Source organism: Arsenophonus endosymbiont of Aleurodicus floccissimus (genome assembly GCF_900343025.1).
Classification (GTDB): domain Bacteria; phylum Pseudomonadota; class Gammaproteobacteria; order Enterobacterales; family Enterobacteriaceae; genus Arsenophonus.
This window is the reverse complement of sequence record NZ_OUND01000002.1, coordinates 151062-161751: the sequence shown is the minus strand read 5'-3', so window position 1 is coordinate 161751 and position 10690 is coordinate 151062. Positions and strand designations below refer to the sequence as shown.

17 protein-coding genes and 3 pseudogenes are annotated in these 10690 nt (G+C 33.2%); 18 read left to right on the top strand and 2 right to left on the bottom strand.

Features of this window, described 5'->3' with window-relative positions; genetic code table 11:
• The first annotated feature begins 538 nt into the window (after nucleotides 1–538).
• The 14 genes and pseudogenes from ARADI_RS20930 (at nucleotide 539) to ARADI_RS08220 (ending at nucleotide 6119) form a co-directional block, all read left to right on the top strand.
• Nucleotides 539–778, top strand: a complete 240-nt coding sequence (locus ARADI_RS20930; protein WP_369406989.1) for a hypothetical protein — start codon at nucleotides 539–541, stop codon at nucleotides 776–778.
• Between the two features lie 76 nt (nucleotides 779–854).
• Complete coding sequence (locus ARADI_RS20925; protein WP_369407002.1) at nucleotides 855–1127, top strand: fimbrial protein; 273 nt, start codon at nucleotides 855–857, stop codon at nucleotides 1125–1127.
• Between the two features lie 87 nt (nucleotides 1128–1214).
• Nucleotides 1215–1613 (top strand): annotated as a pseudogene (locus ARADI_RS17825) (fimbria/pilus periplasmic chaperone).
• Between the two features lie 74 nt (nucleotides 1614–1687).
• Nucleotides 1688–1840 (top strand): hypothetical protein, encoded by a 153-nt coding sequence (locus tag ARADI_RS17820; RefSeq protein ID WP_238149283.1) that lies wholly within the window; start codon nucleotides 1688–1690, stop codon nucleotides 1838–1840.
• A gap of 11 nt (nucleotides 1841–1851) precedes the next feature.
• Nucleotides 1852–2304 carry a FimD/PapC N-terminal domain-containing protein gene (locus tag ARADI_RS17815; RefSeq protein ID WP_238149282.1) on the top strand — a complete coding sequence of 151 codons (453 nt, stop codon included), beginning with the start codon at nucleotides 1852–1854 and terminating at the stop codon, nucleotides 2302–2304.
• Nucleotides 2305–2417: 113 nt separating this feature from the next.
• The gene (locus ARADI_RS17810) at nucleotides 2418–3155 is read left to right on the top strand and encodes a fimbria/pilus outer membrane usher protein (RefSeq protein ID WP_255420680.1); all 738 of its coding nucleotides are present in this window, start codon (nucleotides 2418–2420) and stop codon (nucleotides 3153–3155) included.
• Complete coding sequence (locus ARADI_RS19690; RefSeq protein WP_255420659.1) at nucleotides 3149–3511, top strand: fimbria/pilus outer membrane usher protein; 363 nt, start codon at nucleotides 3149–3151, stop codon at nucleotides 3509–3511. The genes ARADI_RS17810 and ARADI_RS19690 overlap by 7 nt, the downstream gene beginning before the upstream one ends.
• A gap of 84 nt (nucleotides 3512–3595) precedes the next feature.
• Nucleotides 3596–3724, top strand: a complete 129-nt coding sequence (locus ARADI_RS19685; protein WP_255420658.1) for a hypothetical protein — start codon at nucleotides 3596–3598, stop codon at nucleotides 3722–3724.
• 23 nt (nucleotides 3725–3747) lie between these two features.
• The gene (locus ARADI_RS17805; RefSeq protein ID WP_238149362.1) at nucleotides 3748–3930 is read left to right on the top strand and encodes a hypothetical protein; all 183 of its coding nucleotides are present in this window, start codon (nucleotides 3748–3750) and stop codon (nucleotides 3928–3930) included.
• On the top strand, nucleotides 3905–4330 hold the full coding sequence (locus tag ARADI_RS17800) for a FimD/PapC C-terminal domain-containing protein (RefSeq protein WP_238149281.1): 426 nt from the start codon (nucleotides 3905–3907) through the stop codon (nucleotides 4328–4330). The genes ARADI_RS17805 and ARADI_RS17800 overlap by 26 nt, the downstream gene beginning before the upstream one ends.
• 315 nt (nucleotides 4331–4645) lie before the next feature.
• Entirely contained in the window at nucleotides 4646–4849 is a 204-nt protein-coding gene (locus tag ARADI_RS08240) for a hypothetical protein (RefSeq protein ID WP_119711756.1), read from the top strand.
• Between the two features lie 141 nt (nucleotides 4850–4990).
• Entirely contained in the window at nucleotides 4991–5425 is a 435-nt protein-coding gene (locus tag ARADI_RS08235) for a fimbrial protein (protein WP_238149280.1), read from the top strand.
• A 140-nt stretch (nucleotides 5426–5565) separates the two neighbouring features.
• A pseudogene (locus tag ARADI_RS17795) lies at nucleotides 5566–5886 on the top strand (fimbria/pilus periplasmic chaperone).
• 32 nt (nucleotides 5887–5918) lie between these two features.
• Nucleotides 5919–6119, top strand: coding sequence for a fimbrial biogenesis chaperone (locus tag ARADI_RS08220; RefSeq protein ID WP_119711752.1), 201 nt, complete (start codon nucleotides 5919–5921; stop codon nucleotides 6117–6119).
• Between the two features lie 127 nt (nucleotides 6120–6246).
• On the opposite strand, the gene ARADI_RS17790 is transcribed toward ARADI_RS08220, so the two are convergent.
• Entirely contained in the window at nucleotides 6247–6759 is a 513-nt protein-coding gene (locus ARADI_RS17790; RefSeq protein WP_238149279.1) for a DNA-3-methyladenine glycosylase family protein, read from the bottom strand.
• A gap of 1311 nt (nucleotides 6760–8070) precedes the next feature.
• On the opposite strand from ARADI_RS17790, the gene ARADI_RS08210 reads away from it, so the two are divergent.
• Nucleotides 8071–8313 (top strand): hypothetical protein, encoded by a 243-nt coding sequence (locus ARADI_RS08210; RefSeq protein WP_119711751.1) that lies wholly within the window; start codon nucleotides 8071–8073, stop codon nucleotides 8311–8313.
• 94 nt (nucleotides 8314–8407) lie between these two features.
• On the opposite strand, the gene ARADI_RS08205 is transcribed toward ARADI_RS08210, so the two are convergent.
• A complete protein-coding gene (locus ARADI_RS08205) occupies nucleotides 8408–8545 on the bottom strand; it encodes a hypothetical protein (protein WP_182853162.1) in 138 nt (45 codons plus the stop codon).
• Between the two features lie 79 nt (nucleotides 8546–8624).
• Between ARADI_RS08205 and ARADI_RS17785 the strand changes: the two are divergent.
• The 3 genes and pseudogenes from ARADI_RS17785 (at nucleotide 8625) to ARADI_RS08180 (ending at nucleotide 10655) form a co-directional block, all read left to right on the top strand.
• Nucleotides 8625–9251: pseudogene (locus ARADI_RS17785) on the top strand (inverse autotransporter beta domain-containing protein).
• Nucleotides 9202–10296 (top strand): Ig-like domain-containing protein, encoded by a 1095-nt coding sequence (locus ARADI_RS08185; RefSeq protein ID WP_182853160.1) that lies wholly within the window; start codon nucleotides 9202–9204, stop codon nucleotides 10294–10296. Before ARADI_RS17785 ends, ARADI_RS08185 begins: the two are co-directional and overlap by 50 nt.
• On the top strand, nucleotides 10257–10655 hold the full coding sequence (locus ARADI_RS08180) for an Ig-like domain-containing protein (protein WP_147392392.1): 399 nt from the start codon (nucleotides 10257–10259) through the stop codon (nucleotides 10653–10655). Before ARADI_RS08185 ends, ARADI_RS08180 begins: the two co-directional genes overlap by 40 nt.
• The last annotated feature ends 35 nt before the right edge of the window (nucleotides 10656–10690 follow it).

The following is a 10690-nucleotide window of genomic DNA, read 5'->3' as shown; positions in this document are numbered from 1 at the left end:
AAGAAGAGTATAAAATTATACCTATTTTTAGTTATTTTTTGCTGAAAAATAGAAAAGATAAAAATAAATGTTAATTTTTTCTATGCATGAATAAATAAATGGTTTTTTGTGAAAAATTCAGCATGAAATTTCAATTTTTTTGGTAATTTTAATTTAAATAAGTGTAAGTCTTGATTGGAATAAAAAATTCATTTAATTATTTAGATAAAATATATGATAATGTATACAAAAAGCAGTAATTAATTCAAGTAATATTTTTTAGTTATTTCATTATTGTAAATATAAATTGATTTATTAATAATTAACTTGTTTATTAAATATAATTTTTTATTTATTATTAAATAAAATATTTACTTTAATATAAATCACAAAAAATAAAATATAACTTTAGCTTTTTTATAAGTTAGGTAGAGGCATTTAATATCAATTTAGATCAATGTTATTTATTATTAACCTTTTATCATTATGCCAATAAAATAAAATAAAATAAAATAAAATTTATTTTATTGGCTTATTCATTTATTTTTTGGAGTTAATTATGTTTAAGAAAATACTCCCGTTATTGCTATTATCTGCGACTTTATTTTCGTTGAATATATTAGTTGCGACAAATTTAGCAGGTGGAATAATTTTAGTTTTTGGTGCTATAAGCAATACTACTTGTAAAATTAATAGAGGTGATAGTGCAAACTTTCCTATATTATTAGATCCCATTTCTGTTGCTGATTCAGGAACAGTGGCATTTGCCGTTGTTCAAAAAAAATTAGAAAGCATTTAAGTTAACTTTTTCTGATTACGCACCTGCTGGAAGTTCAGGCAGTAATTTAAAATTTCATTTTTCATCATCAAGTACGATATCAACTGATGGTCAATATTTAGTGAATGATACGGTTGATGAAAATAATCATAATGTAGCAAAAAACGTCGGTTTTAGTTTGTCTACCCAAAGTGCTATTAAGACCGCTATTCCATTAAATATCCCTTTTGATACAGGAGTAAAAGGAGATAAAACAGCACCACAAGCTGATGAGTTAACGTTTATCGTTAGTTATTATAAAACGCGAGCGGAACCTGCTAAAGCGGGTCCGTTGCATTCAAATTTAATTTATACCATCTCTTATTTGTAAATAAGATTAACCAGGCTCTTTTTGAGTCTGTTTTTTAACTGACTATTTATTATATTAATTATTTTTTCTAAAAATATATTAGCCAATATGATACTGCAAGGGACTCGTATCATTTATTATGAAGCTAAAGTGAATGTTAAGGTACAATTAACAAATAATGGAAAATTACCAGTATTAGTACAATCATGGGTTGATGATAGTAATATAAATGCTACCAAATAAAAAAGTCATTAACCTTTTTATGTTTTTCAACCTATTGTAAAAGTAGCGGTCCTAAAAGGAAAACAATTAAAAATAATATCGCATAAATTACCTAAAAATAGAGAAAGCGTTTTTTATTTAAATATTCTTAATATTCCATCATACCCAGAAAACACCCAAGGTAAAAGTGTTTTACAATTGGCAATTAAATCAAGAATTAAATTATTTTATCGGCTAAAGGAATTAATTACTGCTCCGCCAGATGTATATAAAAATAAGTTATAAATTAGAGGGTAATGATCTGATAGTAACAAATAATTATAAATATTATTTCACAATTGCAAAAATTACTCATATTAATGATGAAAAAAAATCTGATAAAATTGAAGATGATCCCTCAGTTATCAGACTTTAAATTACCGTTACAAAATAAGGTTAAGCATAATAAATTAACCGTAATTTATGTTGATGATTGTGGTGTCTATAAAACAAAAAATATTAACCTTAAATAAGAAGATAAATCGTGAAAAAAATATATTATCTTTATATTAGCTTAATTTTATTAGGTATATTGGATTGTATGCCGGAGTTATTTTCAGAGGATTTTGATACTTCTTTGCTAGTAGGAAAATCAGCTCAAGGAGATATATCTCGTTTTTATCAGAATAGTGAAATTCCGCCAGGTAAACAATTGGTCGATATCTATGTTAATGATGATTGGAAAGGACAATTTGAAGTTAATATTGACGAAAAAAATCAAAATATTACTATTGATGCTAAGGATGTTAAAAAATTAGGTTTAAAACTTTCATCTCACGCAAAACAGATGATTGAGCAAAAAACGACTGTCTTGTTAGATAATTTAGTCAATGATATCAACTATTATTTAGATGTTAATCAGTTAGCATTAAATATTTCAGTGCCGCAAATTTCTTTAGTTAAATTGGAAATAGGTTATGTTGATCCAGTGAATTGAGATCATGGTGTTCCGGCAATTATTCTCTCTTATAATACTAATTATTATAACTATCAAGAGAAAAAAATCGTAAACAGAGTAATGAAGCTTTTTTTGCCAATTTAAATACCTGTATTAATTTAGGTGTCTGGCAGTTTCGAGATGAATCAAGTTATTCTTACTATTCCAGTGGTGATCATAAATGGCAAAATAATACCCGCTATTTACGCCGTTCTTTCAGCGCTATATCTTCAAATTTGATGTTAGGTGATTTTTATTCCCCCGCTGCCTTGTTTAGTAGTATTTGTTTTAGAGGTGGTGCATTAATCACGGAAATGAATATGTTACTTAACTCCAGTAAAGAGTTTACGCCGATTGTCAGAGGGGTTGCTCAAACCAATGCGTTAGTAAAAATATACCAGAATGGAAATCTAATTTATCAAGAAACTGTTCCGCCAGGAGCGTTTGAGTTTAGTGATCTGCGTGCAGCAGGAGGAGCGCGCGATCTTTCCGTTGTTGTACAGGAAGCCGATGGCCGGCAAGAGTCTTTTACGATGCCATTTTCCGCTGTAGCTAATATGATGAAAGCAGGTGTGTATACTTACAGCATTTTGGCTGGGCAAGCAAAAATAACAAATACCCATTTCCAACCGAAATTTGCTCAAGCAGAAGCCTATTATGGTATCAATAATTTAGTCACCGTTTATAATAGCTTTATTGTCAGTCGTGATTATGCTGCTATTTTATTTGGCAGTGGCTGGAATTTTCTGTTTGGCGCTATTTTTGTTGATACGACTCATGCTGCAGCTTATTTAGATACAGAAACCAAACGAGGACAAAGTTTTTGCTTGGCTTACAGTAAGTTTTGTTAGCCACTGCTACCAACTTGACTATAGCGGCCTATCGTTATTCAACGGGAGATTATTATAGTTTTGTTGATTCCATTTATGCCCATGATAATTATCAAGCATGGCTTAAGTATCAAACAACGATTAAAAATAATCCGTCAGATTTAGATTTGGCAACTTTCGATGCCTTACGCGGTGCCCGTGTCAGAAATACTTTTAATTTAAATTTAAATCAGCATCTGGGGAAAGATAATGGGATTATTTTTTGTCTGGTACGCAGAGAAACTACTGGAATGTTGGCGGCAGCAGCCGATACTAAAAATAATTATAAAAATATTACCTATAACTTATCCGTTTCACGGGTAAGAAATACGGATTAAAAAGAAGAAACCCGTTATTACCTCAGCGCCAGTGTTCCTATTAATCTATTTAGTCATAATGCTTATCTCAATTCAGGTGTCTACATGACAAATTCCAATTATCAATGGGCCAATATTAGTGTCAGTGGGACAGCGGGTAAATATGATTTAATCGATTATACGTTAACCGCTTCAAATCAGACAGGTGGTAATAATTTAATAGTGGCAATGTAAATTATCGCAATCCTTATAGTACCATTGGCGCTTCATATAGTGAGGCTAATAATTATCGACAGTCAGGTTTGAATGCCAGAGGAACCATCGTTGCATTTCCTTACCATATTCTTGCTTCCGGTGAAACAGCGAATACATCAATGGTATTAGAAGCACCAATGGCTGAGAATTTAACCGTTAATGATAATCGAACGGTGCACCAATAAACAGGAGTTAGCATTAGTAACCAATGCCATTCCTTATCGTACAAATGTTTATACCCTTTCTCATACCAGTCAGACCTCAGGTGCAGAAATTACTGACAATATAGCGCATGTGATCCCTTATGACGGAGCGGTTAGTCATATCAAATTAGAAACCGATCAGCGGAAAACTTATATGTTGAAGGCGACTTTTGCCGACGGTAGCAATTTGCTTTTTGGTACTGAGGTTACCGATAGCCAGGGTGAATTTGTTGGTCATGTTGGGCAGTCAAGTGTGCTGTATATAAAAAGTGATAAGTTACCACAATCATTGAATGTCAAATTGAATATTGAAGGTAAAACAGAATGTACCATCCAGCAACCTGTTGATACCTTAAACCTTAATCGTAATATTTGCCAATAGCTGGGGAAAATAAGATGAATAAATTAGTAATAAATTTTTTATTATTATCAGCGTGTTCCTTCAGTCAATTGGTTTATACCGATTGTAAACCCAACAGAATCATCACAGTACCGAGTTTATATTATGATTTATCGGCTGATTTTAGTAGTTCATCAATGGTAATAAAAATACGGATAAAACCACGTTACCGGGAACATTTACATGTAGAGCTCCCCAGGGCTATTTTTTTCTAATGCGATTGGTATTGCTTCGCCTTTTAATGGTCGAATAGCAACAATAGGATTTCATGGTGGTAAGCAGTTTGTCCAGATTATAATGACTACATTAGGAAATGATCGCGTAACCAACTTAGCTCGAGGTACCCATCCTGCATCGAATTTGAATACTAATTTCACCTTACAGTTTAGCTTGTTGAAGAGTAAACCAAGTGGTAATCATACTGAAGTGGCTGGTGATACTGCGGTTATCTCACACTTTATCTTGGTATCAGATGCTTCATCGTTGGGTATTTTGGTGTAGTTAGTTAGGATTATACTAAAATTAGTTGAATTTTTATTAACCTGGCAATGGCCGGCTGATGAAAATGATATTTTTCTTCAATCGATTACTATTAAATATAATCCTATTGCCACTACCTGTGATTTTTCAAATAAAGGATTAGTGGTTAATTTACCTATCGTTAGTATCAGTGATATTAAAAATATTAACCGGCCTGGTTATCAGCTTTTTACCCTCAATTTTAGCTACAGCGATTTTTTAGCAGGCAATAAAACGACGCGAAATATTGTCATGTTTTTGGCCAGTAATAATTTACATAGTGCCGATAAAACGGTGTTAATAAATACCATCCAACAAGGTGCTAAAGGAGTCGGGTTTCGCCTTGTGCACAGGAATAAAACATTATCACCCATTCTATTTTCCAGTAGTGAAAGTGTCCAAGGCAATGCGACATCTATTTTTAATATTGCGGCTGGCAGTGCCTTAGCTCCCTCGTTTTCCATTGACATGGGGGCTTATTACTATGCTTATGATCTAAATAATCTTTCAACCGGAAAAATAATCTCAACGGCTACTTTAGTATTTTCTTATGACTAAGTACGATTAATTATAAGGATCAAAAAAATGGCGAAAAAAAATTACTTAGTTTTCTTACTTTATTTTATTGCTTTCTCAAGTTGTAGTAGTGCCTTTCTTAAAGGCATGCGAGTTATTTTTTCTGTTGAAAAAAAGAGGATATTATTCAATTAGTTAATTCCAGCGATAACTCATCACTGGTGCAAAGTTGGGTTGATGAAGGTAATATTGATTCTACACCGGAGACAACCCAATCGCCTTTTGTTGTGACTCCCCCAGTTGTAAAAATAAATCCAAGAGGAGGCGCACAGCTTCATATTCGGTAGTTAGCAAACCAGTTGCCAACTGATCGCGAATCTATTTTTTATCTTAATGTGCTGGATATTGCGCCAAAACCCGATAGTTTAAAAATGGAGAATATTTTACAGTTAGCACTAAGAACACGAATTAAACTGTTTTATCGACCACAAAATATTAACTAAACGTCTCAGAGTATCGTTGAGCATATAAAAAAATAAGTAAGGCTGGAGGATCAGTGGTTATTGATAACCCACCAGGCCATTTTTTTACTCTGGCTGCATTTTATAACCCGACAAATAAAAATAATATTTTATCTAAAACCGTTATGCTCTCACCTTTATCGCAACAAACCGTGGAAAATAAAAGTCATACTATTTTAGGGAATGAGATTTTATTGGAATATATTAATGATTAGGGTAAATTTATTAATCAAATAATATTAAAGGGCTGTTATTTTGTTATTTAAGCTAATTACTGCTAAATGCGGCTATTAAATGGCAGCATATTTTTTATGTTGGTTTTGATTAATATAATTTGTTTGTTTAATAGCTAGCGTTAGATTGTTGTTGCCAGAGATGGGCAGCAACGAGCGCTTTCCAGGGAGAATATTGTGCTAACCATTTTTCTGTCCCTTTTGCACTTATTCTCTCATTACAATTTAATAAATACTGAAGATTACGTTGGACGGCGACATCAGCATGTAGAGAACCGTTCAAATAATTGAAGCCGCGCAGCAAGGAATAACTGATTGTCCATGGACCAATTCCTTTTATTTTACTTAATCTTTGCGTCCATATTACTAGATTATTTTCATCTCCCGGAAGATTTAATAGGTGGTGGTTATTTTTTAACATATTGCATAATGCAATAAGTGTTTTTGCTTTACCGATAGAGAATCCACATATTCTTAGTTTCTGTTTATCATCAGTATGGATCGCATAAAAAGAAGGAAAACACCAAATTCCTGACGAGTGTTGTTTACCAAAAGCATGAATAAATCGACGGCGAATAGCAATTGCAGCAGCAGTAATTTGTTGCCCAAGTAATTGCTTCAAATGCTGTTGTTGCTTGATAAACCCTTAAACATTGTTGACGAGAAATTAAATCACCAATAACTGGGTGGTTATGGTATTTAGCTTCAAAAAGCTCAACCGGTTGATATAAACCTAGCATATTTTTTGCCAGTTTTTCGAGCTACTGCTTAGTGATAACGGCAGTTGGATTATCTGTTTGCAGAGAAACCAAAATGTTATTTTTATTTAATATAAACGTTAACTCAGTCGGCTGGCCACAGCATGTAATTCTTTTTTTTAATTGGTCATTAGCGATAATTTCTGCCACATTTTGCTTATCTCGTAAGTGATAGGCAAGGAAGTCCTGGTAGTGATAGTTGTTTGGTAAATGGATAATGGTTTTTTTACTAGCATTTTGTTATGGTTATTTAATTTTAAATTTAGTGAACAGTTGGCGTTTAATTTAATAAAAAAATAGTAACATAAAAGCGAGTAAATTAAAGGCAAGAATTTCCGCATCTAATTCTGTTGTCAGCGAGCCGAAAAACTAAAAAATTGCTATTGTTTATTTGTAGGGCTGAATGATATTACCAAATGTTATTGTGAGTTGCCCACCGCGATGAAAATCTAAATTATATGATAGCGAGTTGTTAAAGATTTTTATTCATTCATTCTTGACGTTTAATTTTCCTTGGTTATTTATTCTTTAAGGAGGAAATAGTTCGCTTGTTTTATGTTTTAAAATTAACTATTAAATATAACTGTTGTTTTTTATTTAACATTATAGCAACGAAAATATTGTTTAAGCTAAAAAACTATTAAGCGTTTTTTAAGTAAAGAAATAAAATTACTATGTATTATTTTTTTTGATTAACATCAAATGTTAATAATGCATTGGTTTATTTTTATTAATTTGATTTTAATTTTTAATTTATGTTAATTATTGGCGTTGCTGTTGCGGAGTGACGTTAATTCATAAATGGAAACAAGTTTATACGTTTTTAAATAATACTTATCTATATCTTTGTAATCGATACAAGTAAGTAAAAGGAGTAATTGCAAATGGAGTATTATCAAAAAAACGTTTTTTACCCTTCATTGTGTATTTTATCTCCTTCGTTAGCACAAATTTAACGCGATAAAAAGTTTATTCATTAGTAATTCTCCAGACAAAATAAGCAGGGATAAGAGTAATAAAAATTTATTGATTAAGGTAGTGAAAATAAGAATAGCCACATATTAATGTCTTTATTAATTTCAATAATAGATTGAAATTAATATTTAGTATTTGTTTTTTTTTTACACAAAAAATAGTAGCAATATTTTTATATTATTTAGATAGGGAAATTATTTATGCAATGCATTGCTAATCGTTACTATTCGAAAACAAAACGGATAACTGCCTATATATTGTTATTTATACAATTGTTGTTACCTATTTTTGTTACTTTTTCATCTGTCGCTAAAGCGGCGCAGTATGATGATATTGCTAGCAATAAGATGCTGGAAACAATGAACGGAATAGATGCGTTAATAAATAATAACTTACTTCAAAAAACTCTGCTCCGCAGTCCTCATCATCGCTTTCAGCAGTAGCGACGGCATCAAGTTGGAATATTCAGACTTTGCCTAATAATCGATCATTGATATCAACGTCAACAGAAAATAACAACAAACCGTTAGTCGCTCATCATCCGGTATTACTGATATTAGATATAAAAGAGACTTCGTAAGGTAAACAAATTGTCTCATCAGAAAAACAATTTGCGCAAGGAGCAACCCAGGTAGCGAAAGTTTTTGCCAATAATAATGCCACAGAGGCAGCCATCGGTTATGCGCGTAATCGAGGTGAAGGCCTAATAAATTAGAAAATTAGTGATTGGTTAAATCAGTATGGCAAAGCACGCGTGCAAATTAGTTCAAATAAAACCGGTGATGCTGATTTACTTTTACCGCTAATTGATAAACCAAATAGCTTATTGTTTAGCCAAATTGGTATTAGAGTTAACGAATAACGGAGTACTACCAACTTAGGATTAGGTTATCGTCAATATCAGCAAAATTGGATGTGGGGCCTTAACAGCTTCTATGATTATGATATTAGCGGCGGTAATGCTCGTTTTGGTGTTGGTGGTGAGTTGTGGGCCTATTATTTAAAATTAGCCGTAAATGGTTATTTCCGTTTAACTGACTGGCATCAGTCATTCCTGCATGAGATGCGCGATTATGATGAGCGGCCGGCCAATGTATTTGATATCCGAGCTGAAGGTTATTTACCCAATTATCCTCATTTAGGGGCTTATGCTAAATATGAATAATACTTTGGTGAAGGGGTTAGCCTTAGTCATAATCCATCAGCTAAAGATTTGAAAAATAATCCTTCTACCACAACTTTTGGCTTAAGTTATACCCCTTTCCCATTATTAACATTGAAAACTCAAGTTTCTCAGGGAGATTCCAATTATAGTCTGATTGGCGTGGAATTTGCCTATCGGTTTGGTTATACCACTGGCTGCTCAGTTAAATCCAGATAATGTTGATTTAATGCGTAGTTTAGTGGGCAATCGTTATGATTTTGTTGATCGTAATTACAATATCGTTATGCAGTACCGTAAACAGGAAATATTAGCCATTTCTTTGCCAGATAGTGCGATGGCTGAAGCTGCCCAAACCATAGCAATAACAGCGACAGTGCAAAAAGCTAAATATGAGCTCAATAAAATCTTATGGAGCGCCCCAGAGTTATTCGATAAAGGTGGCAAGAGCCACGAAACATCAACCAATACCATTGACCTAGTGTTACCTGCCTACGATAAAGATAACCAAGGTAGTAAAGCTTATACCTTATCTGCTGTTGGTGTTGATAATGAAGGTAATAAATCTAAAGCTGCCGTAATGATGATCAATGTTACTCAATCAAAGGATGGCTTTGCTTATTTTACTTTAGAAAATTCAGCGCCAATACCGGCAGATGGTAACCAAACGTATTTAGCTAAAGCGCAACTACAAAATGACAAAGGGGTGCCACTAGCGGACAAAAAAGTGACATTTTCCGTTACTGGTTTTAGCAAAAGTGTCAGCACCTTGGCAGCAAAAAATAATAGCGGCAATGCTAGGGTTATCATGCTTAGTGAAGATGGTCAAAGAATGGCTAATCCTTTAACTGAGACTACGGATGCTGAAGGTAAGATCAATATAAAAGTTAGGAGTGACTTGGCCGGTCAGGGAGAATTGATTACTACCATGGTAAATGGTAAGAAAAAGGCTGTTGCTATCCAATTTATCTCTAATGTCACTACCACTAAAGTTAGAAATGTTAACCTGATTGATAAGCAAAACAGTAAGGTAGCTAATGGCGTCGATAGCTTTAGCTACGAAGCCTTTGTTGTAGATCAATTTAATAATCCATTAGCGAATGTTGATGTTGCTTGGTCAAAAAATCAGCAAGACAAGGTCATTTTATCAGATAGTCATAGTAAACAGATGCTAAGGGACGGGCGATTATTACGCTGCGTAGTACTCTTATTGCTGTCGATAATGTGGAAGTCAGTGCCAAATATGACAACACGCTTGAAATGATCGCAGATAGAGCGGTCAGTTTTGTTGCTGATGAAAAGAGTTATTTTAGTTTTAGTGCCCAACTGGTTGATGGCAATGGTAACCCGATTAAGAAAAGTGGATTAGTTGTTAATTGGACTCATAATAAAGACCCGCAAAAGATTCTATTGTCGGCTGCAACCAGGCCAACAGATAGCAATAGTATTGCCTCGGTTGAATTAATAAGTACCACTAACCCTGTCAATCAGATACGAGTTAGTGCAAACTATGCAGTTACAGCAAGTGTAGAAGCTGATCAAAAGGTCAATTTTATCGCGGAAGAAGGTCTGATTACAATCGGTACTGTTGAGTTAAATGATCTAATATCGTTACTAAAGTAGCAGATGGTCAATCCAGCTTTACTTTTACCGCACAG